Origin of the sequence: Streptomyces chattanoogensis (assembly GCF_001294335.1) — a bacterium.
GTDB classification, from domain to species: Bacteria; Actinomycetota; Actinomycetes; order Streptomycetales; family Streptomycetaceae; genus Streptomyces; species Streptomyces chattanoogensis.
The window spans coordinates 418,552-445,440 of the sequence record NZ_LGKG01000001.1; the positions used below are offsets into that span (position 1 = coordinate 418,552).

24 protein-coding genes and 1 tRNA gene are annotated in these 26,889 nt (G+C 71.5%); 13 read left to right on the forward strand and 12 right to left on the reverse strand.

Annotated features, from left to right (window positions below):
• Window positions 1-134: 134 nt before the first annotated feature.
• Entirely contained in the window at window positions 135-980 is an 846-nt protein-coding gene (locus ADL29_RS01845) for a hypothetical protein (RefSeq protein WP_053922014.1), read from the reverse strand.
• A 630-nt stretch (window positions 981-1,610) separates the two neighbouring features.
• Here ADL29_RS01845 and ADL29_RS01850 point away from each other — a divergent pair.
• Genes ADL29_RS01850 through ADL29_RS01870 form a run of 5 tightly spaced genes read left to right on the forward strand, consistent with a single transcriptional unit; the run spans window position 1,611 to window position 7,380 of the window.
• Window positions 1,611-4,499 carry a nitrate- and nitrite sensing domain-containing protein gene (locus ADL29_RS01850; protein WP_053922015.1) on the forward strand — a complete coding sequence of 963 codons (2,889 nt, stop codon included), beginning with the start codon at window positions 1,611-1,613 and terminating at the stop codon, window positions 4,497-4,499.
• A complete protein-coding gene (locus ADL29_RS01855; protein WP_053922016.1) occupies window positions 4,496-5,041 on the forward strand; it encodes a roadblock/LC7 domain-containing protein in 546 nt (181 codons plus the stop codon). The genes ADL29_RS01850 and ADL29_RS01855 overlap by 4 nt, the downstream gene beginning before the upstream one ends.
• Window positions 5,038-5,436 (forward strand): DUF742 domain-containing protein, encoded by a 399-nt coding sequence (locus tag ADL29_RS01860; protein WP_046926010.1) that lies wholly within the window; start codon window positions 5,038-5,040, stop codon window positions 5,434-5,436. The genes ADL29_RS01855 and ADL29_RS01860 overlap by 4 nt, the downstream gene beginning before the upstream one ends.
• Before the next feature lie 4 nt (window positions 5,437-5,440).
• Entirely contained in the window at window positions 5,441-6,073 is a 633-nt protein-coding gene (locus ADL29_RS01865; RefSeq protein WP_425424192.1) for a GTP-binding protein, read from the forward strand.
• 53 nt (window positions 6,074-6,126) lie between these two features.
• A complete protein-coding gene (locus tag ADL29_RS01870; protein WP_053922018.1) occupies window positions 6,127-7,380 on the forward strand; it encodes a styrene monooxygenase/indole monooxygenase family protein in 1,254 nt (417 codons plus the stop codon).
• Window positions 7,381-7,438: 58 nt separating this feature from the next.
• Here the strand turns inward: ADL29_RS01870 and ADL29_RS01875 are convergent, their stop codons facing one another.
• The 4 genes from ADL29_RS01875 to ADL29_RS01890 all read right to left on the reverse strand — a co-directional run bounded on the left by ADL29_RS01875 (window position 7,439) and on the right by ADL29_RS01890 (window position 10,765).
• Window positions 7,439-8,566, reverse strand: coding sequence for a hypothetical protein (locus ADL29_RS01875; protein ID WP_157878358.1), 1,128 nt, complete (start codon window positions 8,564-8,566; stop codon window positions 7,439-7,441).
• A 116-nt stretch (window positions 8,567-8,682) separates the two neighbouring features.
• Complete coding sequence (locus ADL29_RS01880) at window positions 8,683-8,958, reverse strand: hypothetical protein (protein ID WP_053922020.1); 276 nt, start codon at window positions 8,956-8,958, stop codon at window positions 8,683-8,685.
• 46 nt (window positions 8,959-9,004) lie between these two features.
• The gene (locus ADL29_RS01885) at window positions 9,005-9,745 is read right to left on the reverse strand and encodes a TetR/AcrR family transcriptional regulator (RefSeq protein ID WP_046926006.1); all 741 of its coding nucleotides are present in this window, start codon (window positions 9,743-9,745) and stop codon (window positions 9,005-9,007) included.
• A gap of 72 nt (window positions 9,746-9,817) precedes the next feature.
• Window positions 9,818-10,765 carry an AurF N-oxygenase family protein gene (locus tag ADL29_RS01890; RefSeq protein WP_053922021.1) on the reverse strand — a complete coding sequence of 316 codons (948 nt, stop codon included), beginning with the start codon at window positions 10,763-10,765 and terminating at the stop codon, window positions 9,818-9,820.
• A gap of 252 nt (window positions 10,766-11,017) precedes the next feature.
• Here ADL29_RS01890 and ADL29_RS01895 point away from each other — a divergent pair, with 252 nt between their 5' ends.
• On the forward strand, window positions 11,018-12,127 hold the full coding sequence (locus ADL29_RS01895) for a ferritin-like domain-containing protein (protein WP_053922022.1): 1,110 nt from the start codon (window positions 11,018-11,020) through the stop codon (window positions 12,125-12,127).
• A gap of 9 nt (window positions 12,128-12,136) precedes the next feature.
• Here ADL29_RS01895 and ADL29_RS44390 read toward each other — a convergent pair whose 3' ends face one another.
• Entirely contained in the window at window positions 12,137-12,445 is a 309-nt protein-coding gene (locus tag ADL29_RS44390) for a hypothetical protein (protein ID WP_211274227.1), read from the reverse strand.
• 54 nt (window positions 12,446-12,499) lie between these two features.
• Here ADL29_RS44390 and ADL29_RS01905 point away from each other — a divergent pair, with 54 nt between their 5' ends.
• Window positions 12,500-13,387, forward strand: a complete 888-nt coding sequence (locus ADL29_RS01905; protein WP_053922024.1) for an ADP-ribosylglycohydrolase family protein — start codon at window positions 12,500-12,502, stop codon at window positions 13,385-13,387.
• A 9-nt stretch (window positions 13,388-13,396) separates the two neighbouring features.
• Here the strand turns inward: ADL29_RS01905 and ADL29_RS01910 are convergent, their stop codons facing one another.
• The 5 genes from ADL29_RS01910 to ADL29_RS01930 form a co-directional block, all read right to left on the reverse strand.
• Window positions 13,397-14,179 (reverse strand): ABC transporter ATP-binding protein, encoded by a 783-nt coding sequence (locus tag ADL29_RS01910; RefSeq protein WP_053922025.1) that lies wholly within the window; start codon window positions 14,177-14,179, stop codon window positions 13,397-13,399.
• A 130-nt stretch (window positions 14,180-14,309) separates the two neighbouring features.
• Entirely contained in the window at window positions 14,310-14,783 is a 474-nt protein-coding gene (locus tag ADL29_RS01915; RefSeq protein ID WP_046926000.1) for an HD domain-containing protein, read from the reverse strand.
• A 21-nt stretch (window positions 14,784-14,804) separates the two neighbouring features.
• Window positions 14,805-16,289 (reverse strand): penicillin-binding transpeptidase domain-containing protein, encoded by a 1,485-nt coding sequence (locus tag ADL29_RS01920; protein WP_053922026.1) that lies wholly within the window; start codon window positions 16,287-16,289, stop codon window positions 14,805-14,807.
• A complete protein-coding gene (locus ADL29_RS01925) occupies window positions 16,286-17,728 on the reverse strand; it encodes an FtsW/RodA/SpoVE family cell cycle protein (RefSeq protein ID WP_078970655.1) in 1,443 nt (480 codons plus the stop codon). Before ADL29_RS01925 ends, ADL29_RS01920 begins: the two co-directional genes overlap by 4 nt.
• 161 nt (window positions 17,729-17,889) lie before the next feature.
• On the reverse strand, window positions 17,890-18,990 hold the full coding sequence (locus ADL29_RS01930; RefSeq protein WP_053922027.1) for a Gfo/Idh/MocA family protein: 1,101 nt from the start codon (window positions 18,988-18,990) through the stop codon (window positions 17,890-17,892).
• 516 nt (window positions 18,991-19,506) lie between these two features.
• Here ADL29_RS01930 and ADL29_RS01935 point away from each other — a divergent pair.
• Window positions 19,507-20,799: a cytochrome P450 gene (locus ADL29_RS01935; protein WP_046925997.1), complete on the forward strand. Its 1,293-nt coding sequence runs from the start codon at window positions 19,507-19,509 to the stop codon at window positions 20,797-20,799.
• Between the two features lie 496 nt (window positions 20,800-21,295).
• Window positions 21,296-21,661, forward strand: a complete 366-nt coding sequence (locus ADL29_RS01940; RefSeq protein WP_046925995.1) for a hypothetical protein — start codon at window positions 21,296-21,298, stop codon at window positions 21,659-21,661.
• A 498-nt stretch (window positions 21,662-22,159) separates the two neighbouring features.
• Here ADL29_RS01940 and ADL29_RS01945 read toward each other — a convergent pair.
• Window positions 22,160-22,231 (reverse strand) — tRNA-Arg (locus ADL29_RS01945).
• 236 nt (window positions 22,232-22,467) lie between these two features.
• On the opposite strand from ADL29_RS01945, the gene ADL29_RS01950 reads away from it, so the two are divergent.
• From ADL29_RS01950 to ADL29_RS01965, 4 genes are all read left to right on the forward strand, one after another.
• Window positions 22,468-22,947, forward strand: coding sequence for a response regulator (locus ADL29_RS01950; protein ID WP_245689096.1), 480 nt, complete (start codon window positions 22,468-22,470; stop codon window positions 22,945-22,947).
• 72 nt (window positions 22,948-23,019) lie between these two features.
• Window positions 23,020-24,003: an ArgS-related anticodon-binding protein NrtL gene (gene nrtL, locus ADL29_RS01955; protein WP_053922028.1), complete on the forward strand. Its 984-nt coding sequence runs from the start codon at window positions 23,020-23,022 to the stop codon at window positions 24,001-24,003.
• A 32-nt stretch (window positions 24,004-24,035) separates the two neighbouring features.
• On the forward strand, window positions 24,036-25,427 hold the full coding sequence (gene lysA / locus ADL29_RS01960; protein WP_053922029.1) for a diaminopimelate decarboxylase: 1,392 nt from the start codon (window positions 24,036-24,038) through the stop codon (window positions 25,425-25,427).
• A 167-nt stretch (window positions 25,428-25,594) separates the two neighbouring features.
• Window positions 25,595-26,887, forward strand: a complete 1,293-nt coding sequence (locus ADL29_RS01965; RefSeq protein WP_046925992.1) for a homoserine dehydrogenase — start codon at window positions 25,595-25,597, stop codon at window positions 26,885-26,887.
• Window positions 26,888-26,889 lie beyond the last annotated feature (2 nt).

Genomic DNA, 26,889 nt, shown 5'->3' on the forward strand with positions numbered 1-26,889 from the left:
GGGCCGGGGCGGTATTCCCGTGGCGCGCATCGGGACCTGGAGCGCATCGGGACCTGGAGCGCATCGGGATCGTGGTGCACTTCGGGACCGAGGAAGCGCCGCCCGGCCACCCCGCCCTGAGTGCCGGGTTTTTGTCACGGCATCACAAAAATCACCGAAGCGTCGTCCTGTGCCTTCCCCCGTGGATGTGCCAGGCCCTCCGGGTCCGCCGCCTCTGCGGTGCGGACCCGGTCGATCAGTGCCTGTGGCCCCTGGCCGGCGACCAGCGCCAGGCACTCGGTCCAGGACCCCTCGTGGAAGACCTCGACCCAGCGGCCCGCGCCGTCGGTCAGTGCGGTCAGGGAGCGGACCTCGGAGCGCGGGGTGCTGCCGGTCACCGCGCGGGCGGCCACCGCGGGGTCGGCGGCTGCGGTGAAGAATCCGCCCTCCGCATTGCGCAGCGACTCGACGGCCCGGGCGTACTCCCGGCCCGCGGCGGCGCGTTCGGCCGAGCCGCGGGGGAGTGCGCGTACGGCGTCGCGCCGGTCCCGGACGGCCGGGGGAAGTGTGTCGAGGCGGGAGTCCAGCACCGGATGTACCGATCCGTCCGGGTGCTCCAGAAGGAGGACGGAATCGGACAGGACCAGGTGTTCGACGGTGTGTTCGGACCACCGCGCGGCGACCACCGTTGCCTGCGGAGTGCGTCTGTGAGAAAGGTCACACGAGGCTCGGTGGGCGCCGGCCGTCCGGGAGATGGCCGCGGCGAGCGCCTCAGTGAGCGTCATGTCCCGGTGTGAACCCGACAGTTCGAGCATTGCGCCCCCGAGCCGCGCGGTGAACCACGGGACGGAGTGGACGCAGCCGTAGTCGCCGTCCGGTGGCGTGACGCCGTCCAGGAGGACCAGCACTCCGCCCTGACCAGCGGCAGGCAGGGCGACCGATGCGTAGTCCTCGTTTGGGCGTTGAGGGTCGCCGGGCCCGGTGGCGAGTTCGATGCGCATACGGGAAAGTCTGCCGGAGGCGGCGGATCCGGCAGGGTCGCCGGACGGTCGCGGGTGCGATCGCGTACGGGCGGGCCGGCGCCGTACCGGCGGTACGGATCCGCGGGGCCGGGCGTGTGCGGGCGGGCATCCTGCCAAAACCGGCGCCCAACTCCAAACCCGTCTCAGGATTGCCCTCGATTGCGGCCGCAACCGTCCGCGCGCGGAAGTTGATGGGCAAAGTCGCTTGATGTTCACTCCTTCGGGTGGCCGGGCAGGTGTTGCCGAGCCACTGCGTGGCGCCGGTGGAATGGTCGTTGCCCGGATCGCGGGCAGGGCCAGGACGTTCGTCGCGACGCGCAGAGCCGGGCTGTTTTCCCTTCGCGGAAGTGTGCGCTGCTGCGGTTTTCGCGCAGGTTCCGTTCCGCGGGCGGAGGGCGAGCCGGTCGGCGCCGCCACACGGCGTGCGCAGGCGAGACAGGAATGCGAGCAGCGGTGCGGATGAAGCGGCTTCGGGGCGGCGCAGGGAAGCCGGGATCACCGGCCGGTTCGGTCTCGGGACCGGGCACAGGTTCGGGTTCGGGCACGACGGGCGGCGACGGCCCTACGGGACGGCGTCCCGCGCGGGTACGCAACCGGCTTGTCGGAGCCGTGGCGGTGGTGGCCGCGGCCGTCCTGGGGGCCGGTGCCCCCGCCGTCGCCACCGCGGCCGACAACGCCCAAACCTCCCAGCAGCTGGTCGACCTGGCCGAGTTGAACGCGCGCGCCATCGCGCTCGCGCACTCCCTCGCCGATGAGCGGGACACGATGACGGCGCATGTGGCGCAGGCCACCGCGCGCGGGCCCGGCAACGGAGCCCTCAACAACGCCCCCAAGGGCACTCCCGGCACCACCGGCAAACCCGGCGCCACCGGCAAACCCGCCACGAACGCCGCCGACGCCGCCAGTGCCGCGAACACCACCGTCCTCCCCCAAGCTCTCGAGGAGCAGGGGGGTACCCCCCTCGCCGCCGCGGGCCCGGACGCCGAGTCCCAGCGCAGCCGCGTGGACCGGCAGATCAAGGAGCTGCGCCAGGAGGCCAACGACGCCTCCGGGGACACCAAGGTGTTCGCCGCGGCCGACAAGCTGCTGGGCGGCCTCCAGCAGACCCGCCACCAGGCGCTGACCGGCCCCGGCACGCCCGAGGAGACCTACGCCGCCTACACCGAGGTCATCCAGGCGCTCGGCGCCGTCAGCGACGACATCGCCCGCGGCCTGCCCGCCCGCGCGGACGCCGGGGACGCAGGTACCCGCGCCCTGCCCGCCCTCGGCCGCGCCACCGACCAGGCCGCCGGCACCCGCGGCCTGCTGCTCGCCGCCCTCGGCGCCGGCGGCCCGCAGCCCCGGCTGACCTCTGCCGCCCAGGTGGCGCACCTGCGCGAAGAGGCCGCGCTGGGCGACTTCGCACAGGTGGCCGGTGACGGCGCCCGGGAGCACTACGACCGCACCGTGACCGGCGGCGAGGTCACCACCGCCGAGCGCTATCTGACCCGGCTCACCGACCAGCCCCGCCTGGACGCCGCCGATCTGCGGCTCAGCCGGCAGCGGGTGCAGTCCACGCTCACCACCCGGATCGGGCTGATGCGCGGCGTGGAGTCCGGTATGGCCACCGCCGACATCGAACGGCTCGGCACGCTGCGCGACGACGATGTGACGGCGCTGGAGATCCGTATCGGGCTCGAGGGGCTCTGCCTGCTGCTGGCCGTCGGCGCAGGCATCTGGGCCGCCCGCACCCTGACCCAGCCGCTGGCCGCGCTGCGGCTCGGCGCCAAGCGGATCGCCGCCGACCCCGGCAACGAGGAGCCCATCGCCTACAAGGGCCGCGAGGACGAATTCGCCGCCGCCGTACGGTCCGTCAACGCGCTGCACTCCCAGGTCGGCGAGTTGGCGAGGAAGAACGAGGAACTGGCCGCCGAACGCAAGCGGCTGGTCGGCGGCCGGCAGCGGCTGGTCGCCGAGCGCGAGGTTTTCCAGGACCAGGCCAAGGAGCTCAAGGCGGAGATCGCCGACCTCAACGAGCGGCTGGCCGCGCTCCGCTCCGGTGTGCACGGGCGGTTCGTCAGCCTGTCGCTGCGCACCCTCGGCCTGGTGGAACGCCAGCTCGGCGTCATCGAGTCGCTGGAGGAGAGCGAGCAGGACCCGGACCGGCTGGAGACCCTCTTCAAGCTGGACCACTTCGCCGCGCGGATGCGCCGCAACAGCGAGAACCTCCTCGTCCTGGCGGGCGCCGAACAGCACGGCAACAGCCACCCCGGCCCCGTACCGCTGCTGGACGTGCTGCGCGCCGCCATCAGCGAGATCGAGCGCTACGACCGGGTGCGCATCGAGTCGCTGCCGCCGCACTCCCAGCTCGCCGGCTTCGCCGCGGACGACATCAGCCACCTGGTCGCCGAACTCCTGGAGAACGCCACCGCGTTCTCGCCGCCGGACGCCCATGTCGAGCTGTCGGGCTGGCTGCTGGAGAGCGGCGAGCTGATGCTCTCCGTCCAGGACGTGGGCATCGGCATGACCGCCGAACGACTGGCGGAGCTCAACGAGCGGCTCTCCGACGCCGAGGCGGCCTCCTCCTCCGAGACCGTCGACGAAGCTCTGGGCCTGGGACTGTATGTCGTGGTGCGGCTGGCCGCCCGGCACGGCGTACGGGTCCAGCTGCGCGACCACAAGCAGGGCGGCGTCACCGCCGTCGTCATCCTGCCCAAGTCGATCCTGCCGACCCGCCCGGCGCCGGCCGGTGCCGCGCCGTCGACGGTGCCGCAGGACCTGACGCACACCCCGAGCCTGCCCGGCTCGGTCGCCGAGGCGAACTCCAACGCGCTGCCGGTACGGGCGGCGCGGACCGGGGCGGTGGCCAGGACGGCGGACAAGGGCAGCGCCGGGGACACGGAGGCCACGGAGAGCGCCGAGGCGGCGCCCGATCCGCTGGTGGCCGCCGCCGAACGGGCCGTCGAGGCAGCCGCGGGCCGGGACGGCGATCCCGAACCCGACGCCGAACCCGACGCCGAACACACCCGCCCGGCGGAGGAGCCGACGGACGGTCCGGAGGAGGAGGCGGCGGCCGTCGCCGAAGACCCGTCCGCCCCGGAGGACCCGTACGCCATCGGCCCGGACGAGCACACCGGTCCGGCCGGGGCCGACGCCGGTGCCCCGGCCGCCGAGGAGGACGACGAGCCGCCCGCCGGGGACGACAAGCCGACTGCCGAGGACGACAAGCCGGCCGCCGGAGAAGAAGAGAAGCAGCGCACCGCCTTGGGCCTGCCCAAGCGCACCCCCAAGGTGGTGGCGCAGCAGCAGGCGCCCGCCGCCCGGCGCAAGAGCAGCGCGGCCACGGCCGATGCGCTGCGGAGCCGCCTCGGCGGCTTCCAGCAGGGGGCGCAGAACGGCCGGCGCGAGGTCGAGGCCGAGATCGCGGAACGTACAGCGGAGCAGCACATCCCACAGACCGACACCGACGGAGCGGGGGCCCCGGGACAGAGCCGTATTGTCGAGGAGGCACGCGAGTGAACGCGCAAGCACCCACCGGTACGCAAGCACCCACCGGTACCCCAGCGCCCACCGGTTTCGGACGCGGACTGAGCAGCCAGGCCAGAAATCTCCACTGGCTGCTGACCAACCTGGTCGACGAGGTGCCGGGCATCCGCTCGGTCGCCGTGGTCTCCTCCGACGGGCTGCTGCTGCTCGCCTCCGACCCCGGCCTGGCCGCCGACCCCGGTCCGGCGGAGGGTACGGACCGGCCGGACGAGAGCGGCCCCAAGGGATCCAGCGCCGACCTGGCCACCGTCGTGTCCGGGCTCGCCAGTCTCACCAACGGCGCGGCGAAGCTGATGGACGGCGGCGTCGTCAAGCAGACGATGGTCGCGATGGACGAAGGCAGCCTGTTCGTCATGTCGATCAGCGACGGTTCGCTGCTCGGCGTCCATGCCACCCCGGACTGCGACATGAGCGTGATCGCCTACCACATGGCGCTCTTCGTCGGCCGGGCCGGCCATGTTCTGACCCCCGAACTCCGCACCGAACTGCGCCAGTCGATGGAGAACGCCCAGTGACCTCTCCCCAACTCCCGATACGCGGCGGGGACCGCAAACCCGCGAGGGTGCGGCCCTACTCGCTCACCGGCGGCCGGACGCGCTTCGGCCATGTCCTCCTCGTCGAGACGTTCGTGGCCGCGCTGGAAGCCCCCGAGGAGCGCCGCGAGCTGGCCTCCGGCAACTGGACCGAGCGGGTGATGCCCGAGATGCGGGCGATCGTCGAGCTGTGCCGACGGATGCGCTCCGTCGCCGAGATCGCCGCGCTGCTCAAGATGCCACTGGGCGTGGTCCGCGTACTGCTCAGCGACCTCGCAGACCAGGGAAGGATCCGCGTCTACGGCACCGGGCACGGCACCGGCCGGCCGAACCGCGCGGTGCTCGAAAGGGTGCTCGGTGGACTTCACAGGCTCTGACACGATTGCGGCCGGGCCCGAGACGCCCGCCCACGCCGCGGACGAGGCCACCGGCGCCGGGCTGCACAGCTGGCAGACCGACCGCAGCCGGGCGCCCATCGCCACCAAGATCGTGGTGGCGGGCGGCTTCGGCGTCGGCAAGACCACCTTCGTCGGCTCGGTCTCGGAGATCACCCCGCTGCAGACCGAGGCCATGATGACGCAGGCCAGCGAGGACACCGACGATCTGACCGCCACCCCGGAGAAGACCACGACCACGGTCGCGATGGACTTCGGGCGGATCACCCTCGACCAGGACCTGGTGCTCTATCTGTTCGGCACGCCCGGCCAGCAGCGCTTCTGGTTCATGTGGGACGACCTGGTGCGCGGCGCGATCGGCGCGATCGTGATGGCCGACACCCGGCGGCTGGAGGACTGCTTCCCGGCGCTGGACTACTTCGAGAGCTGCGGTCTGCCGTACGTCGTCGCTGTCAATCACTTCGAGGGCACCCGGTCGTACGCCGTGGCGGACGTCCGCGAGGCGCTGACCGTACCCGAACACGTACCCGTCGTGATCATGGACGCACGGGAGCGGACCACCGTGGTCCAGTCGCTTCTCGCGCTGGTCGGCCACGCCCTGGAGACCGCGCCCGCATAGGCCGCCGCCCCCCTCACCTCCCCTCCACAGCAGTAACAGAGAAGAGCACCGCCATGCGGAAGATCCTTGTCGTCGGAGCCGGCCAGTCCGGCCTTCAGCTCGCCCTCGGCCTCCAGTCCAAGGGCTACGACGTCACCCTCATGTCCAACCGCACCGCCGACGAGATCCGCTCCGGCCGGGTCATGTCGACGCAGTGCATGTTCGACACCGCCCTCCGGCACGAGCGCGACCTCCAGATCAACTTCTGGGAGAACCAGGCCCCGCGCATCGAGGGCCTCGGCGTCTCCGTCGCCGCACCCGGCAGCCACGAGGGGCCCGACGGCACCCAGCGCGCCATCGACTGGGTGGGCACGCTCGACGGCTACGCCCAGTCCGTCGACCAGCGGGTGAAGATGGCCGGCTGGATGGAGACCTTCGCGCAGCGCGGCGGCCAGCTCGTCATCCACGGCGCCGCCGTCTCCGACCTGGACTTCTTCGCGAGCCGCTACGACCTGACGCTGGTCTCGGCCGGCAAGGGCGAGCTGGTGTCCATGTTCGGCCGGGACGCGTCCCGTTCGCCGTACGACACCCCGCAGCGCGCGCTGGCCGTCGCCTACGTCCACGGGATGGGCCCGCGCCCCGAGCACCCCGGGCTCGAGGCGGTCCGCTGCAACCTTGTGCCCGGCGTCGGCGAGCTCTTCGTCATGCCGACTCTCACCACCTCAGGCCGCGCCGACATCCTCTTCTGGGAGGGCATACCCGGCGGCCCGCTGGACGTCTTCCAGTCCGTCAAGGACCCCGAGGAGCACCTGGCCACCACGCTGGACCTGATGAAGACGTTCCTGCCCTGGGAGTACGCACGCTGCACCAAGGTGGAGCTGACCGACGCCAACGGCACGCTGGCCGGCCGCTACGCCCCGACCGTCCGCAACCCGATCGGCCAACTGCCTTCCGGCGGCCGGGTCCTCGGCGTCGCGGACGTGGTCGTCGCCAACGACCCGATCACCGGCCAGGGCTCCAACTCGGCCTCCAAATGCGCCGCGTCCTACCTGGCCTCCATCGTCGACCACGGCGACAAGCCCTTCGACGAGGAGTGGATGCAGGCCGCCTTCGACCGCTACTGGAACACCGCCCAGCACGTCACCAAGTTCACCAACGCGATGCTGGCGCCGCCGCCGGAGCACGTCCTGAACATCATCGGCGCGGCCGGCCAGATCCAGACGATCGCCGACCGCTTCGCCAACGGCTTCGACGACCCGTCCGACTTCGAGAACTTCTTCTACGACCCGGACAAGGCGAACGCCTACCTCGCCTCGTTCAGCGGCTGAACCGGCCCTCCCGGCCGGCGGACTCCTCCAGACGGTCCGCCGGCCGGGTTCTTTGCGTTCAGGCCTCCGCCGGCAGATCACGCCGCACGCGCATACCGTCGGTGGCCTGAGCCTCCATCCGCCCCAGTTCCGCGAGCTGCTCCGGGGAGAGCGAGGCCAGCAGCGCCTCCACCTCCTTGAGCTTCCCCGCCGCCGTCTCCCGCTGATAGCGCGCCCGGTCGGCGAGCGCCTGCTGCCGGTCCAGCGCCACCCGGGCCTCGGTGGCCAGTTTGTCGGCCTTCCGCTCGCTGCTGGTGAACCGGGCGACCGCGGCGCGCTGGTCCCGTGCCGCCTCCCGGATCAAGTGCCGGGTGTCCATGGCCTGTTGGGGATTCCTGGCCAGCAGCACCCGCAGATACGACGAGACCGGTGACGCCGCTCTCTGGTACTGCAGCCGCGCCAGCCGCCCCGCGTCGGCCCGCCCGCCCTCCAGCTGCGCCCGGGCCCGGGTCAGCTGCGCGGAGAGGAGACCGGACTGCCGCCGCGCCGCCCGGAGGTCGTCCTCCGTGGCCCGGTAGGCCCGCGCGGATTCCTCGGACTGGCGGTAGAGCCCCTTCAGCTTCCGCAGGAGGGCGACGGGGCTCGCGCCGGGGGAGCGGCCGGCCGCGGAGCCGACGGGGCCGGTGTCCGACGGCTCGTCCGCGCCTCCCGTACCTCTCGTACCTCCCGTGCCACCTGTACCTTCCGTGCCGCCCGCAGCGCCCACGCTGCCCGTTCCGTCGGGCATCCCGTCCGGGCCGTCGGGATCGTCTCCGTCGACGCCCTCGGTGATCCGCCCCAGTCCCCCCTCACCGGTGTCCGGGATCCAGGTGTCCGCCGTCCCCGAGTCCGGCGTCCCCGTGTCCCTGGACCCCGGGGTCGGTGTGCCGGACGGCGAGGCGCCGGCGCCGTACGGATGCCGGGTGCCGGGAGACCCGGCACCCGGAGGCCGTGAGTCCCACGGCCGTGAGTCCGACGGCTTGGTGTCCTCCCAGCCGCCGGACCGTGCTCCCCCGGACGCCGGCCTTCCGGGCGCCGACTCCGCGGGTGCCGGATCCGGTCCCGGATCGGCCAGCACCGACGAGGGCAGGGTCAGCGCCGCCGCTCCGAGGACCGCCACGGTGCAGGCCCAGGGCAGAAAACGCCGTGGCAAACGTCGGGACGACACCGATCCACCTCCGCCGGAAGCTCCGAGCGCCCACAAGATCCGGGCGATTCGGATGCTGTCACGACAGTCGTACATTTCGGACGAAGATCACCGGCGTCGTCGTCCGGTCCACCCGATCAGCCGCCGGAGCGGCGCCGGAAGAGACCGCGCAGCGTACGGGGGCCCGGTGCCTGCCCCTCCGGGTCGTACTCGTACCGCCACCCGCTCGGCAGCCCCAGACGTCCCACCCGCCCCGGGACCCGCCGGTAGACATGGACCGTCGGCGGCCGTCCGTCGTCGTTCGGCACCGGGATCTCATAGCTCTTCGGCGGCTGACCGGTCGCGCCGACCAGCACCGGCAGGACCCGGCCGTCCAGCGGCCCGCCGACAAAGGGGGTGTTCTCGCTTCGCACCCCCTCAGTGTCCCATTCCGGGTCCGTTGCGGCAGGTCACAGTAGGTCACAGCAGGTGTGCAGCGTCATTCACGACGGGCAGGATGCGGCGGGCCAGGTCGCCGACCGGCCCCTCGGCGCTCTCCAGGCCCAGCGCCGCCCGGGTCACCCGCGCGGTCTGCTCGTCCCGGGCCGCGGTGGCCGTCAGCAGCGCCACGAAATGATCCACGAGCCAGTCGCGCAGCTCGTCCAGACCCGGCTTCTTGTCCTCGTCCAGCCAGATCAGCGAGGCGCCCTCCACCGCGGTGATCCACATCCGGACCGTCATCCGCAGCCGCAGGCCCGGCTCCGGCTCGCCCATGTGCCGCAGGATCTGCTCGGCGGCGGCGCGCCGCACCTCGTCCACGATCGCGGTCGTACGGGAGGTCTCCACGACGCTGCCGCCCTGGAGCAGCGCGCTGAACCCGGCGTCGTGCTCGTCGACGAAGGCCAGGTAGCGGTCCAGCGCGCGCGACAGCCGCTGGGTGAGCGGACCGGTCTCCGGTTCGGCGAAGCACCGCTCCAGTTCATCGGCCGCGCTGCGCAGCGCGGCCTCGTACAACTGCTGCTTGCCGCCCGGGAAGTAGCGGTAGACGAGCGGGCGCGAGACCTCGGCGGCGGTCGCCACATCGTCCAGCGAGACGTCCTCGGGCGCGCGCTGCGCGAACAGGCCCAGTGCGGCGGCGAGCAGTTGACTGCGGCGCTGCTCGACGCTCAGCCTGCGGTAGGCGGGTCGGGGTACTGCTGGGGCGGTGCCGCTGCCGTTCATGAGCAGCAGCGTAACCGCCCCGCATTCCGTTTCGTACAGGTGCTCGTACCGTGGACGCACCGTGCCGGTGGTTTACGCCAGCAGTCCCGAGCTCCGCCACAACCGGCGCCCCAAGCCCCGCAGTACGCCGATCTCGTCAAGGAAGTCGGTCAGCCGCCGGGCGCCGGACTGCATCACCTCGCGGCGGTGGCCGCTGGCCCTGACCTGGGCGACGGCCTCCCGGCGGTCCAGCCCGACGTTGCTGTACACCTGCGGATTGACGAAGGCGACGGAGAAGACCCGGGCCGCCTCACCGCAGCTGACCCGGGTCAACTCCCGCTCCCAGCGCGGCGCGGTGACCATCTGGCGGCGCAGCTCCTCGCGGGCGTAGCGGACATGGCGGGCCTCTTCGACGACGTGGATACGGGTCACCCCGCGCACGAGGGACTGCACCCGCTCGTCCGGGAACGTCAGCCGCTGCATCCAGTCGAGGATCTCCTCGCCCAGCAGGGTGCAGGCGAAGGAGCCGGGGGTGGTGGAGACCGTCTTGAGGATCCGGGCGAGCTGGTGGTTCAGGCGGGAGACCGGGTACGCGGGCGCGCCGCCCCGCTGGATCATCCGCGCGAACATCTTGGAGTGCCGGCACTCATCGGCGATCTCGGTGAGCGCATAGCGGACATGCGCGCTGGTCACCGGCTTGTCGTAGATGTGCCGCACCAGCAGCTGCATCAGGATGATCTCGAACCAGATGCCCAGTGACGCGAGGGAGGCGGCCTCGTGCCGGGCGAGGTCCTGCTGCTGCTCCAGCGGCATCTTCTTCCACAGCGGGGTGCCGTAGAGCGAGACCAGCTCCGGCGGCCAGAACCACTTCCCCTCTTCCAGGGGGGCGTCCCAGTCGAGTTCGGTGTCGGGGTCGAAGGAGTGCCTGGCGGACGAGTCGAGCAGGCGCTCGGCGACCTGTTCCCGGTCCTTGAGCAGACCGAGGGCGTCCCGCAGGACGCCGGTGTCCGTCACGGTCATTGGGGCTGGCGCGCTCGTCATGGCGTGGCTACCTCACTCACGGGGTTACCGGACTCACGGGGTTACCGGCGGTCGCGTTGGATCGCCTCTTATGAGACTGCGTGTCAGCAAGCCCGTCAATCCCCTGTGCACGACTTGGTGCGCGACTTATTGACCCGCCGGTAAGAAACGTGTGAGCCTGCCAACGACCGCCCCTTGCGAGGCGTTTGATAAGCGTGTGGTGAGTGCTTGTGCGAGTGCTTGTGGTGAGTGTGGTGAGCTGAGGAGGCGACGGTGTCGAGCCGCGATCTGTACGTACAGGACCCGGGCGACGGGCTGTGGACGGTGCCCGCCACCGGGGCGGCCCGCTTCAGCTGGGAGTACGACGACGGCCGCGACCGGTTGCTCGCCCTCTACCAGAAGGGCAAGGACAAGCAGTGGGACGCCAACCTGCGGATCGACTGGGATCTCGAGGTCGATCCCAAGGACCCGCTGGGCACCCCCGATGAGTCGATGTCCCTCTACGGCACCAAGTACTGGGACAAGCTGACGGAAAAGGACCGCGGCGACCTCCGCCAGCACTACACCTCCTGGCAGTTCAGCCAGTTCCTGCACGGCGAGCAGGGTGCGATGGTGTGCGCCGCGCGGATAGTGGAGTCCGTCCCGGACCTCGACGCGAAGTTCTACTCCGCCACCCAGACCATGGACGAGGCCCGGCACGCGGAGATCTACAGCCGTTTCCTCAAGGAGAAGATCGGGATGCTCTACCCGGTCAACGACAACCTCCAGTCGCTCCTCGCCGACACCCTCAAGGACTCCCGCTGGGACATGCCGTACCTGGGCATGCAGGTACTGATCGAAGGCCTGGCGCTGGCCGCCTTCGGCATGATCCGCGACACCACCACCAAGCCGCTGCCGAAGCAGATCCTCGCGTACGTCATGCAGGACGAGGCCCGCCATGTCGCCTTCGGCAGGATGGCGCTGCGCGACTACTACAAGCAGCTCACCGACGCCGAACTGCGCGAACGCGAGGACTTCGTCATCGAGGGCTGCTACCTCATGCGCGACCGGCTGCGCGGCCTGGAGGTCCTGGAGAACTTCGGCATACCCAAGGCCGAGGCCGCCGAGTTCACCGAGCAGTCCGAATTCCTGCACCTCTTCCGCAAGCTGCTCTTCAGCCGCATCGTCCCGTGCGTGAAGGACATCGGCCTGTGGGGCGAGCGCCTCCAGCGCGCCTACCTGGACATGGGCGTCTTCGAGATGGGCGACTCCAACCTCGACCTGCTGATGGCCCAGGACGAGGAGCTCGCCGAGAAACTGGACGCCGAACGCTTCGCCGCCGAGGAGGCGGCCCGTACGGCCGAGGTGGCCGAGGCGATCGCGCAGGGGGCGGCGGGGGACTGACCCGCTGTCTCACCTCAGCGCCCGGAACAGCTCCACACAGACGATCCAGCACACCACGACGCCCGCCAGCGGCACATACAGCCGACGCGTCCGGCCCCGCCAGCGCCGGACGAGGACATATACCCCCGCATACGTGACGAGCAGATTCAGCACCGGGATCCAGAGCAGCCCCGGATGCGTGCGCGCGGCGTAGAGGAAGACCCACGGCGACAGCAGACCGATGGCCACCATCGCATTCCGGTGGAAGCGGTACTCCGAGGGCAGATACCCGTCCCTCGGAGTCGGGTCTCCCATGTCGGGGAGCTCTGGCTGCGTCAAGGTATTCCTCCCGTGCGTCGGCCGACCGAGGTTATGGCATGGCAGGATCCCCGCATGGATGACCGACGACGGACCGCGGCGCGCAGGAGCATCGAGGGGCTGGCGTTCGGCGACGCCTTCGGGGAGCGCTTCTTCGGGATGTTCCGCCCCGAGGCCGAGGCCCGCCGGCTGATCGCGGAGCGCATCGCACCGCCCGACCCGCTCTGGCACTGGACGGACGACACCGCCATGGCGGTGGAACTGCTCGCCGTCCTGGAGGCGTACGGCGAGGTGCGGTCGCAGGCGCTGGCCGAACGGTTCGCCGCACGCTACAAGGCCGACCCCGGCCGCGGTTACGGCCCCGGTATGCACGCCCTGCTGCCCCGCGTCGCTGCCGCCCCCGACGAGTGGGAGGCGCTGGCCACCGTCCTCTTCGGCGAGGGCAGCCTCGGCAACGGCGCGGCGATGCGGGTCGCCCCGCTGGGCGCCTGGTTCCACGACGACCTCGACCGCACCGCCGAACAGGCCGCCCGCTCCGCCCGGGTCACCCATGCCCACCCCGAAGGGGTCGCGGGCGCGGTGGCGGTGGCCGTGGCGGCCGCCCTCTCGGCCCGCGGCGAGGCGCCGGCACCCGCCGCGGTCGCCGGGCGCACCCCCGACGGCGCGGTACGGCAGGGCCTGCTGGCCGCCGCCGAACTGCCGCCGGACACCGACCCCGTCGCCGCCGCGGCGGCCCTCGGCAGCGGCCGCCGGGTCCGCGCCGACGACACCGTCCCCTACGCCCTGTGGTGCGCCGCCCGGCATCCCGACGACCTCCTGGCCGCACTCTGGGCGACCGCCGCGGGCCTGGGCGACGTGGACACCACCTGCGCCATCGCGGGCGGGGTGGTGGCGGCCCGGACGGGAACCGGCGGGCTGCCGGCGGAGTGGTCCGAACGCCGGGAACCGCTGCCGTGCCAGTGACCTGAGTCGCTAGCGCCTGCCCGAGCGCGCCAGCCACCGCCCCTCGTGCCGGGACACCTCGATCGGCCGGCCGAAGCACGCCGTCATCCCGTCCCCGGTCAGCACCTCGGCCACCGGCCCGCGCGCCTGCACCCGCCCGTCGCGCAGCAGCAGGGCATGGCCGATGGCCGGGGACAGCTCCTCCAGGTGGTGGGTGACCGTCACGGTCGCCAACTCCGGCCGCTCCAGGGCGAGTCGGTGCAGCGCATCGATCAGGTCCTCGCGGGAGGGCAGGTCGAGCGCATTGAACGGCTCGTCGAGCAGGAGCAGGGAAGGGTCGGCCATCAGGGCACGGGCGATCAGGATCCGGGCCCGCTGGCCGCCCGAACACACCCCGTACGGACGGTCCGCCAGCTCCTTGCAGTCCAGCTCCGCGAGCAGCTCATGGGCGCGCTCGCGGGTGTCCGCGTCGTACTTGCGCCACAGCGGCTGCACGGTACCGGTGGCGCCGGTCAGCACGACGGTATGGGCCGTCGCGCCCTGCGGAACCTTCTGTGCGCCGGAGACCAGACCGATGACGGCACGCAGTTCGCGTACGTCCACCGTGCCGAGCCGGTGCCCCAGCACCTCGACGGTCCCCGTGGTGGGGAACATCAGCGCCCCGACGAGCCGCAGGATCGTCGTCTTGCCCGCACCGTTCGCCCCGAGCAGCGCCCAGTGCTCACCGGAGCGTACGGTCCAGTCGATGCCGTCGAGGATGACCTGGTCGGTGGTGTGGCGCCGGACGCCGACGCCGTCCAGCGCCGCGATCACGCGGGGCGGGGACGTTGCTTGAGTGGTCGGATGAGTCGTCGCAGGCGTGGTCGATCGCGTCATCGCCGCACAGTAGCTGCGCACGGCATCTTTCCGTCGAAGCGTCCGGTGTCCGGACCGGTCGGCGGTCCTATCGGAGCCCCAACAGGGCCCGCACCCTTGCGTACTTGGCCGTCAGCCGCTCCCGCGTCGGCCCGTCCAGCAGGGCCAGCCGGGCCGGATCCGCGTTGTGGGCGAGGTCCGACTCCTTGACGAGCAGCGCCCCGGGCGTGGCCAGGATGCGGGCGGTGTACTCCTCGACCGGCTCGCCCGCCCGCTTGGTGACCGCCCGGACCATCGCCTTGGTCGCCTCGCTCAGCGCCGCCCCCGCCAGCCACTCCTCGCTCAGTGCGGCGTCCTCGACGGCATCGTGCAGCCAGGCCGCAGCGATCTGCTCGTCGCTGCCGCCCCGCTCCCGTACGCCCGCCGCGACCGCCGCCAGATGGCCGGCGTACGGGCGGCCCGCCTTGTCGGTCTGCCCCTCGTGCGCCCGCCGGGCCAGCGCCTCGACCTCGGCGAGCGACAGCAGCCGGGGCGGAGTCGGCTCCGCCGTCGTATCCGTCATACGGCCATCTCCGTCATACGGTCATTGTGACGCGGGTGCGGGGTGGCCGTCGCGCCGCAGCGCCGCCGCCATCACCGCCTGCGCGACCGGCGCCGCGACGCTGCCGCCGCTGATGTCCGACCGGTCCGTGGCGGCGTCCTCCACCACCACGGCCACCGCCACCGACGGTTCGGTGCTGTCCGCGGCCCGCGCCCAGGAGATGAACCAGGCGTACGGCACCCCTTCGTTGCGCAGCCCGTGCTGCGCCGTACCGGTCTTGCCGCCCACCGTGGCGCCCTTGACCGCGGCCTGCCGCCCGCTCCCGTGCTCGACGACATCGGTCATCATCTCCTGGAGCCGCTCGGCGACGGCGGGCCCCATCGCCTGGCGTGCGGGCCGCCGCGGCCCGGCGTCCAGGACGGTTCCCCGGGCGTTGGCCACCCCGTCCACCAGATACGGCGGCGTCAGAATCCCCCCGTTGGCGACCGCGCCCGCGACCATCGCCATCTGGAGCGGGGTGGCGGTGGTGTCGAACTGGCCGATCGCCGACAGCGCGACCTGCGACGCGTCCATCTGCGTACCGAAATTGCTGGTCGCCACGGCGGACGGCACGCGCAGCCGGCGGTCGTTGAAACCGAACCGCTCGGCGGTCTCCGCCAGCGCGTGCAGCCCCACCCGGGCTCCCAGCCGCGCGAAGACGGTGTTACAGGAGAGGCGGAAGGCGTCCTTGAGGCTGGCGTTGCGGCAGCCCTTCACGGAGTTGCCGAGGCGGGTGGCGGTGCCGGGCAGGGTGTAGGGGTCGGGGGTGTCCGTGGGGGCGTCGATATCGGTCACCGTGCGGCTCTCCAGCGCCGCCGCCGCGGTGACGACCTTGAAGACCGAGCCCGGCGGATAGGTCTTCCGGATCGCCCGGTTGAGCAGCGGGCGGCGGGCGGCGCGGCTCAGCCGCCGCCAGGTGTCGCTCACCGAAGTGCCGTTCCCGGCAAGGGAGGTGGGGTCGTACGACGGTGTGCTGACCAGCGCCAGGATCCGTCCGGTACGCGGTTCGATCGCGGCCACCGCGCCCTTCCTGCGGCCGAGCCCGTCGAACGCGGCGCGCTGCACGGCGGGGTCGATGCTGGTGGTGACGCTCCCGGGCGGGCGGTGGCCGTGGGTGAGCCGGTCCCACCAGGGGAAGGTGGCCAGCCGGTCGTCGGTGCCGGCCAGGATGCCGTCCTCGGCGCGCTCCAGCAGGGAGGTGCCGTAGAGCTGCGAGGAGTAGCCGGTGACCGGCGCGTACAGGGGGCCGTCGGTGTAGGTCCGCTCGTAGCGCAGCCGGCCGCCGCTGTCCCGGGAGCCGGTGACGGGCCGGCCCCCGACCAGCACGGCGCCCCGGGGCTGGGCGTAACGGGCCAGTGTGGCACGGCGGTTGGCGGGATTGGCGGTGTAGGCGTCGGCCTCCCACAGCTGCACCCGGGCGGCGTTGACCAGCAGTGCGACGAGGAGGAGGGCGCAGATGACGGCGGTCTGCCGGATGCAGCGGGTCACCGGCGGGTCTCCGGCTCCCGGCGGGTCTCCGGCTCCCGGTGGTTCTCCGGCTTCCGACAGGCCTCCGGCTTCTGGCAGGCCACCGGGTCCCCCTCGGGCGCCCGCGCCCGGTCGCTGATCCGCGCCAGCAGCGCCACAATGATCCAGTTCGTCACCACCGACGACCCGCCCTGCGCCAGAAACGGCATCGCCATGCCCGTCAGCGGGATCAGCCCCATCACCCCGCCCGCGATGACGAAGACCTGGACGGCGGGCAGCGCGGCGAGGCCCACGGCCAGCAGTCCGCCGAACGGTTCGCCGATGCCCAGGGCGGCCCGGAAGCCGCACCCCACGAGCAGCGCGTAGAGCACGAACAGCGCGGTGAGCCCGGCCAGCCCCAGCTCCTCGCCGAAGGTCGCCAGCACGAAGTCGGACTTCATGGCGAACCCGATCAGCTGCGAATCGCCCTGCCCCAGCCCGGTCCCCAGCAGTCCGCCCGCCGCGAAGGCGAACAGCGACTGGGCGAGCTGCCCCGGCCCCTCGCCCGCCGCGGTCCCCGCGAACGGATGCAGCCAGTCCGCCACCCGCCCGTGCACATGCGGCTCCAGCGTCGCGACCGCCGCCGCCCCGGCCGCCGCCAGCAGCAGCCCGGCCGCCAGCCATCCGACCCGCCCCGTCGCCACGTACAGCAGCACCACGAAAATCCCGAAGAACAGCAGCGAGGTCCCCAGATCCCGCTCCAGGACCAGGACGCCCACACTGACCAGCCAGATCGCCACGACCGGCCCGAGCACCCGGCCGGTGGGCACCCGCAGGCTCCACACCGTGCGCCCGGTGACGTCCAGCGCACTGCGGTTCGCCGCGAGATACGCCGCGAAGAAGACGGTGATCAGCACCTTGGCGAATTCGCCGGGCTGCAGCGACAGCCCCGCGACCCGGATCCAGATCTTGGCACCGTTGACGGCCGGGAACAGGATCGGCGCGACCATCAGCAGCAGCGCGAGGGCCGCGCAGAGCGAGGCGCGTTTCTGCAGTGCGCGGTGGTCGCGCAGCAGCACCACCACACCGGTGAACAGCCCGACGCCCACCGTGGACCACACCAGCTGGGCGGGCGCGGCGTGTTTGCCGGGGGTCTCCAGATCGAGCCGGAAGATCAGCACCAGGCCGAGTCCGTTGAGCAGGACGGCGATGGGAAGCAGCAACGGATCGGCGTACGGGGCCCGGAGCCGTACGGCGAGATGGGCGAGCAGCGCGAGCGCGCCCAGCCCCGCGCCGTATTTGGCCGCGCCGGCCGGGAGGGCGTGCCCCGTGGCGGCGCCCACGGCCAGGTACCCGCAGACGCTGATGAACACGGCGCCCACCAGGAGGCCCAGTTCGGTGCCCCGCCGCCTGGGCGGCAGCGGCACGGGTGGGGGAGTGTCAGCGGGGCGCGCGGGGGCCGCCGGTGCCGTTGCCGTCATGGCAGGCAACGTAGCAAGCGGTGAGCTGTATATCCGTTATGTCGCACTCGGCGTCCGGGGGCCGGGTCAGTGACCGAACAGGCGGACGGGCAACGGGGGGCGGGCCCCGGGCCGGCTCCCGGCGCCTGCGTCCTCGCCGGCTCACTGCCGCTCACGGCGGCTCACTTCCAGAACTGTACGTCCGGCACCGCCACCGCCCGCCCGCGCTCCCGCAGCGAAACCGCCGCGGCCGTCCCCACCAGCGACGCCGCGACCGCCGGCCGCACCCCGATCCGCGGCACCGCCCCGTCCTCCTCCATACAGGCCCGGAAGGCGTCCACGACCCTTGCCGTCCCCTCGTCGTGGCGCGGCACCTCCACGGCCCCCGCCGCGGTCTCGATCCGCAGCGCCGGCGGCACCAACTCCTCCTCGTGCGCACCCTCTTGCCCCGGACCGGTCCTCGGTGCCGCCCAGGCGTCCCGCCGCACCCGTACGTGCCAGGACCGCTCGCCGGCCGTCCGTACCGACTCGGCCAGCCCGCGCGAGCCGCGCACCGAGAACCAGTGCCAGTGACTGTCCGGCTCGCCCTGCAGGAACGTCTGCCGGGTGAGGGCCAGGCCGCCGTCCGAGAGCCGCACCATCAGCACCACGGCCTCCGGCCGCTCCTGCCGCGCGTTCACCGGAAAGGCGCTCACCTCGACCGGCCAGGCGCCGGTGACATCCAGCACGGGGGAGAGGGCGTGGGTGCAGTAGGCGGTGGACGAGATCCGGCCACGCCAGTGCGCCGGGTCGCCGATGAGCGCCGCGACGTCCTCCGGGGACGCGGCATGCACGTAATCGGACTCGATCAGCTGCGGCGCCCCGATGACGCCGTCCCGCACCAGCTTCCCGATGGCGCGCACATGGGCATGCGTCACATAGTTCTCCGCGAAGGAGTACGAGGCGCGGCTCCGCTCCGCCGCCGCGACCAGCGCCCGCCCCTCCCGCTCCGTCGTGCAGGCCGCGGTCTCGCTCAGCACATGAACCCCGCGGTCGAGAAAGGCGATGGCCGCTTCCGCGTGCCGGTCGAAGTCATGCGCCAGCAGTACGCCGTCGATCCCGGCCCCGGGCGCGAGCAGATGCCGCCACTGACTGGTCGTACGGGCCCCGGGGAACTCCCGGACGGCCGCCGTGAGACGTCCCTGATCCGTATCGCACAGGGCGGTGACCCGGATCCCCAGCCGTGCACACCACCGCGCCACATATAACCCACGGACCAGTCCGACGACACCGATGGCAGCCATTGCACCAGTCTGTCCGCCTGTGGCAGCCGCCCGCCAGGCAATTTCACCGCCGGGCCGAGGGCGGTCCCGGGGTTCGCCACGCACGAACCACCCGCCCCCGTGCGTTCCCCGCCCGTTACCCCGGTCGTTCCTCGAACGCCCCCAATGGCACTTTGTAAACTCGTCCGGACCGACCCGGACAACCTCATCGACCCGAACCGCGTCAACGACGTCAGCGAACTCAGTGAACTCGACGTCGGCAGCGGACAACCCCAGCGAACAACTGCAACGTACACCCCCGACGAACAACCCGATAAGACCGAAAAGACCGAAAGCAGAAGGCCGAGCTCGTCACGCTGCCGCGAACGACCGGAGACACCGGTCGGGGCATGGACCTACGCCATGACCACCGCAAGCGAGGGGCTATGGCGTACGTCTCATCCGTGCACGCCGAGTGGAGGTCCCGCACCGGCCGGCCCCGCAAGGGCCGCGGAGTGCGGGTGACCGACCCCCTCGACGAAAGGCAGTATTAGCGTCATGACGACTCTCCGTTCCCGGATCATCGCCTGGGCCGGCCGCATGTATCTGGCGAGAACGCGCAGGAAGGGCTTCGACCTGTCGCGAATGTCTTTCTTGCCCGAGTCCGTTCTGATGCCCTTGCGGCGCGAGGGGCTCGACCCCGTAGGCGAATTGGGAGCCGTCCGGGAGAAGGCGCCGATCACCAAGCTTCCGGTGCCGATAGCCGCGAACGTCTGGCTGGTCACCGGTTACGACGAGGTCAAGCAGGTGCTCGGAAAGGCCAATTCCTTCAGCTCGGACTTCACCAATCTCGTGGGCAGCGCCGGCGCCGGCGCCGAACAGAACCCCGGCGGCCTCGGTTTCGCGGACCCGCCCGTCCACACCAGACTCCGCCGTCTGCTCACGCCCGAATTCACGATGCGCCGCCTCGGCCGGCTCACCCCCCGTATCCACGAGATCGTCGAGGAGCGCCTCGACGCCATGGCGGCGGCGGGCAAAAACGGCGAGCCGGTCGACATCGTCCACCATTTCGCCCTGCCCATCCCCTCGCTGGTCATTTGCGAACTCCTCGGCGTCCCCTATGAGGACCGCGCCGACTTCGAACGCCTCAGCGCCGCCCGCTTCGACCTCTTCAGCGGTGCGAATGCGTCCTTCGGCGCCATATCCGAATCCCTCTCCTACTTCCGGGACATCGTCAAGAAGCAGCGCGAGAATCCGGGCGACGGCCTGCTCGGCATGATCGTCAAGGAACACGGCGACTCGGTCAGCGACGAAGAACTGGCCGGCCTGGCCGACGGCGTTCTGACCGGCGGCTTCGAAACCACCGCCAGCATGCTCGCCCTCGGCGCCCTGGTCCTCCTCCAGGACCCGGAACACTTCGCGGCAATCAAGGCCGAGAGCGACGACGACACCGTCGACCGCTATGTCGAAGAACTCCTCCGCTATCTCACCGTCGTCCAGGTCGCCTTCCCCCGCTTCGCCCGCGAGGATCTCGAAATCGGCGGCGTGCAGATCTCTTCCGGAGACGTCGTCCTCTGCTCCCTCAGCGGCGCCGACCGCGACGGCAAACTCGGCCCGGAGATGGAACAGTTCGACCCCTCCCGCAACGTCCCCTCCCACCTCGCCTTCGGCTACGGAATACACCGCTGCGTCGGCGCCGAGCTCGCCCGCATGGAACTCCGCGCCGCCTATCCCGCCCTGGTTCGCCGCTTCCCCGGCATGCGCCTGGCCGCCGCCCCCGAGGACCTCGAATTCCGAAAGCTGTCCATCGTGTACGGAATAGAGTCCCTCCCGGTGCACCTCAACAACTGACGGCACCGGCCGGACGATTTCCCCGCCGACTCCGGCCCCGGACCGGGCACCTGACCCTTACGTCACCGTGCCCGGTCCCTGTATTCCGCCCGTCTGGCTCCTGCGGGCCGGCAGAGGCATCCGCGGTGGCGGAACCGGCCCTCCGCAACAACGAGTTCGGGCGACCGCCCGCCGCCCTCCGCGCGCTCGCCCCCACCACGCACGCCCGACGGGCACCCGACGATTTCCGTCCCCGGGGAAACCGGACCGGCTGCGCCGCCCGCGGGCGAGGCGCGCGGCATTCTCCGTCAGATGGGTGACCTCTGCCGCAGACCCCTCGAGCGATGCCCGGCATTCATCTGAAATACGGCTCAACTGAGAAATGGGACGGCCCCAGTTCGCGCTGGTCACGGGGTTCGGCGCGTCACCGAGTGAGTGCGTGGCATTTCGTATTAACCTCCATTAACTGTACGAAGTCGATCTTTTCTGATCGCATTCGCTCGATTTAGGAGATGACATGCGCAAGCTTCGCAGGGCTGCCGTCGTGACAGCCGTTCTCGGCAGCGTCGGCCTCCTCGGCGCCGGCACCGCCTACGCCGGCGGCGGGGCGGACGGCGGCACCTACAGCCGCACCCAGTCGGTCCAGCAGGACTACCGGCCGCAGTCGAGCGGCGGCCACAAGCACGGCAAGTCGCACGGCCACAAGGTCATCATCCGGCAGAGCACCTCATGCCGGGCGTCCGAGCAGAACGTCGACGTCCTCGGCGAGGTCGGGATCCTCGACGGCCTGCTGGGTCACCTGCACGGGCACAAGGGCAAGCCGGGCGTGCAGTCCACCAGGATCGGCTCGTCCGCCGGGTGCAACAACATCGCCCGCTTCTGAAAGGCCGGTCCGACGGGGCATGTCGCCTCCCCGCCGACCGGCGCGGCGTTCCGCTGTCCCCGCGAGGATCTGCCCGGACGGCCAACCGCGCCATGACCGGCGAGGGTTATCGCCTCGGTAATGCACTCATTCTCGAGTGAGTACGACGTCTTGCTGTGCGGAGCCTCGACGGAATTCGACTTCGTATCTGCGTCGGAACCGATCGGAAAATTCAGCGGCGACAGGTGGCCGGATCGCCGGTGCGGCGGTGGACTACGAAGTGCAGCCGTGAGGGGACGGCTTTCCGGAAATGCAGCGGCAGCCTCGGGATCTGCCTCGGCACTCGCCGCCTTTTCCGTATGAGCCCATCCGGCGTGCCACGGACCGGGCCGCCGAAGCGCTCGAGGGCAGTGTCCGGAAAACAACGATGAAGGGCCGGACCCAGTGATACTGAGTCCGGCCCTTCATTCACGGCACATTAGCTGGTCAGCGGTGTGATCACGCTGTCCCGGCATTCTGTGCCCCCGGCAGGATTCGAACCTGCGCACACGGCTCCGGAGGCCGTTGCTCTATCCCCTGAGCTACGGGGGCGTTGCCGCCTGTGTTCTCGTGGCGACGGGTAGAACACTACCAGCTCTGATGGGGTGTTCAGGAACAGGGTTTTGCGGGGCGGGGGAGGAAGGGACGGAGAGGCGCCGGAGGGGAGGCGTCGGGGGTCTAGCGCATGCCGGGGGTGCGGCGGCGGGGGTCGTGGAAAGGTCCCTCGCATGGGGGCGGAAGTGGGCAAAACCGGGACGCAGCCGCAGGTCGGCACCTAGTCTCGTGGTGTGCCTGGCTTGTCCGGTCGGATCCTTGTGGTCGATGACAACAAGGTGATCCGGCAGTTGATCAGGGTCAATCTCGAGCTGGAGGGCTTCGAGGTGGTGACCGCGGCTGATGGTGCCGAATGCCTGGATGTCGTGCACCACGTGAGACCTGATGTCGTGACCCTCGATGTGGTGATGCCGCGGCTCAACGGTCTGCGCACCGCGGCGCGCCTGCGGTCCGATCCGCGGACCTGGGACATCCCGATCGCCATCGTCAGCGCGTGCACCCAGGGCGAGGTGGACAACGGCGAGTGGGTGGGCGTGGATGCCTTCCTGGCGAAGCCGTTCGAGCCGACGGAGCTGGTACGGACCGTGGGGACGCTCGTCCGGGAGCGGCGGCAGCGGGAGCGCAGGGCCGGGGACGACGGGGCGGAGCCGGGGGTGGAGGCGGGGACGGAGCCGAGCGGGGGCTCGGGGGCCGGGGCCCGGCCCGGGGGATGACCGCACCGCCGGAGGTGTCCACAGGGCGAAACCGGTCGCGTGTCCGGGGCCCTGGTCCCATACGCTTGTCCCGTGACCCCCGCTGAGCTCTCCCGTACCGTCCTGCGCTCCGTGCGCGGTGCCGTGGACGAGAAGGAGCTCTGCGTGCCGGTGCCGGCGCGGATCGTGGTGCGCCCGCCGCGGCGGGCCGGGTGCGGTGACTACGCCTCGAATGTGGCGCTGCAGCTCGCCAAGGAGGCGGGGCGGCCGGCCCGGGAGATTGCCGAGCTCTTGTGCAGGCGGCTGGTGGGCAGTGCCGGGATCGCCCGGGTGGAGGTCGCCGGTCCGGGGTTCTTGAACTTCACGCTGGGGGACGGTGCGCAGGCCGCGCTGGTGCGGGACGTGCTGGCGGGCGGGGCGCGGTACGGAGAGCGGGAGCCGGGGGAGGCCCCTGTCGAGGTGCCGGTGCCCGATGGCGCGCGCGGTGTGGTCGTCGCCGAGGCGCTGGGGCGGATCGTGGCGGCGGCCGGGGCGGGGCGGCTGAAGCAGCCGGAACAGGCACCTGCCGCCACCCGGGAACTTGCCGGGATCGTCGCCCGGCTGGGCGACGACGAGGCGCGCTGGGCGTTGCTGCGGCCCGCGGCGCGGGATGCGGTGCGGCTGCCGGAGCGGCCGGTGCAGCGGGAGGGCAATCCGCGGTTCCGGGTGCAGTACGCGCACGCCAGGACGCGGGCCCTGGTGCGTAACGCGGGGGATCTGGGGTTCACGAGCGAGCCCGGGGAGACGGGGCCGGGGACGGCCGCCGCTCCGACCCAGGACCTCACCGCCCTCCTGGCCACCTACCCCGCCACCGTCGAGGCCGCCGCCCGGCTCCGGGCGCCGGACCGGATGGTGCGGCATCTGGAGGCGACGGCGGATGCGTTTCTGCGGTGGTGCGAGGCGTGTCCGCCGCTGCCCGTCGGGGAGCGGAAACCCTTGGCCGTGCACCGCGCCCGGCTGGCTCTTGCCGAGGCCACCGGGACGGTGCTCGCCAACGGCCTGCGCCTGCTCGGCATCTCCGCGCCCGAATATCTGTGACCTGAACTGAGTCTGAGGGGATCCTCGCCGCTATGAGTCGTTCCGCGCATCCTGCCGGGCCCCGGCATGCCGACGTGCTGCCCGAGGGGCACTACGCCGGGCCGCCCGCCGATCTCAACACCCTGGACCCGCGTGTCTGGTCCCGTACCGTCCGGCGCAACGCCGACGGTGTGGTGACCGTCGGCGGGCTGGACGTCCGTGCGCTGGCCGAGGAGTTCGGTACGCCGGCGTACTTCCTGGACGAGGACGACTTCCGGGCGCGCTGCCGTGCCTGGAAGGACGCCTTCGGACCGGAGGCGGACGTCTTCTACGCCGGCAAGGCGTTCCTGTCCCGGGCCATCGTGCGGTGGCTCAACGAGGAGGGGCTCAACCTCGATGTGTGTTCGGGGGGCGAGCTGGCCACGGCGCTCGCCGCCGGGATGCCCGCCGACCGGATCGCGCTGCACGGCAACAACAAGAGCACGGAGGAAATCACCCGGGCCGTGGAAGCCGGTGTCGGGCGGATAGTGCTGGATTCGTTCCAGGAGATCGTGCGGGTCGCGCACATCGCCGAGCAGCTCGGCAAGCGGCAGCGGGTGCAGATCCGCGTCACCGTCGGTGTCGAGGCGCATACGCATGAATTCATCGCGACGGCCCACGAAGACCAGAAGTTCGGCATTGCGCTGGCCGGCGGGCAGGCCGCCGAGGCCGTACGGCGGGCGCTGAAGCTGGACGGGCTGGAGCTCATCGGGATCCACAGCCACATCGGGTCGCAGATCTTCGACATGGCGGGATTCGAGGTCTCCGCGCGCCGGGTGGTGCAGCTGCTGACCGAGGTGCGGGACGAGCACGGCATCGAGCTCCCGGAGATCGACCTCGGCGGCGGGCTGGGGATCGCGTACACCTCCGAGGACGATCCGCGGGAGCCGCACGAGATCGCGAAGGCGCTCAGCGAGATCGTGACGAAGGAGTGCCGGGCCGCGGGGCTGGGGGTGCCGCGGCTGTCGGTCGAGCCGGGGCGGGCGATCGTCGGGCCCACGGCGTTCACGCTGTACGAGGTCGGCACGGTCAAGGAGCTGGAAGGCCTGCGGACGTATGTGTCCGTGGACGGCGGGATGTCGGACAACATCCGTACCGCCCTCTACGACGCGGAGTACAGCGTGGCCCTGGTGTCGCGTACGTCCGACGCCGAGCCGATGCTGTCGCGGGTGGTCGGCAAGCACTGCGAGAGCGGGGACATCGTGGTGCGGGACGCGTTCCTGCCGTCGGATGTCGCGCCCGGGGACCTGCTCGCGGTGCCCGCCACCGGTGCGTACTGCCGGTCCATGGCGAGCAACTACAACCACGCCCTGCGGCCCCCCGTCGTGGCGGTCACGAACGGCGAGGCCAGGGTGATCGTCCGGCGGGAGACGGAGGAAGATCTCCTGCGGCTGGATGTCGGGTAGGGCCTGATCCACGGGGCCGGGCCCCGGATGAAATAAATGTCTCGGTATCCGGACGACGGATCGAATCCGCCGTCCGGTGCGTGAGACTTGTCCATAGCACTTGTGCGGCAATGGGCAAGCAGCATGAGCAAGCTGAAAATGGCTGATCGATGAGAAGCAGGGGTCGAATGATGCGTACGCGTCCGCTGAAGGTGGCGCTGCTGGGCTGTGGTGTGGTCGGCTCAGAGGTGGCGCGCATCATGACGACGCACGCCGACGACCTCGCCAACCGCATCGGCGCGCCCGTGGAGCTCGCCGGAATCGCCGTGCGCCGCCCGGACCGGGTGCGCGCCGGTGTCCCGGCCGAGCTGGTCACCACCGATGCGACCGCCCTCGTCAAACGCGGGGACATCGACGTCGTGATCGAGGTCATCGGCGGGATCGAGCCCGCCAGGGGCCTGATCACCACCGCCTTCGAGCACGGCGCGAGCGTGGTGTCGGCCAACAAGGCGCTGGTGGCGGCGGACGGTGCCGCGCTGCATGCGGCGGCCGAGGCCCACGGCGCGGATCTCTACTACGAAGCGGCCGTCGCGGGCGCGATCCCGCTCGTCCGGCCGCTGCGCGAGTCGCTGGCCGGGGACAAGGTCAACCGCGTGCTCGGCATCGTCAACGGCACCACCAACTTCATTCTCGACAAGATGGATTCGACGGGCGCCGGCTACAGCGAGGCGCTCGACGAGGCGACCGCGCTGGGCTACGCGGAGGCCGATCCGACCGCCGATGTCGAGGGCTTCGACGCCGCCGCCAAGGCCGCGATCCTGGCCGGTATCGCCTTCCACACCCGCGTCACCATCGACGACGTGCACCGCGAGGGCCTGACCGAGGTCACGGCGGCCGATATCGCCTCCGCCAAGCGGATGGGCTGTACGGTCAAGCTCCTGGCGATCTGCGAGCGGGCCGCGGACGGCGCGTCGGTCACCGCCCGGGTGCATCCCGCGATGATCCCGCTGACGCATCCGCTCGCCTCCGTCCGCGAGGCCTACAACGCGGTGTTCGTGGAGTCCGACGCGGCCGGGCAGCTGATGTTCTACGGGCCCGGCGCGGGCGGTGCGCCGACCGCCTCCGCGGTTCTCGGCGACCTCGTCGCGGTCTGCCGTAACAAGCTCGCCGGTGCCACCGGGCCGGGTGAGTCCGCCTACACACGGCTGCCGGTCAGCCCCATGGGTGAAGTCGTCACGCGGTACCACATCAGTCTCGACGTGGCCGACAAGCCCGGCGTTCTGGCGCAGGTCGCCACCATTTTCGCCGAACACGGCGTATCCATCGATACGGTCCGTCAGCAGGGCAAGGACGGCGAGGCCTCCCTCGTCGTCGTCACCCACCGGGCGGCCGACGCGGCCCTGTCGTCGACCGTCGGGGCACTGCGCGAGCTGGACACCGTCCGCGGTGTCGCCAGCATCATGCGGGTCGAAGGGGAGTAAAG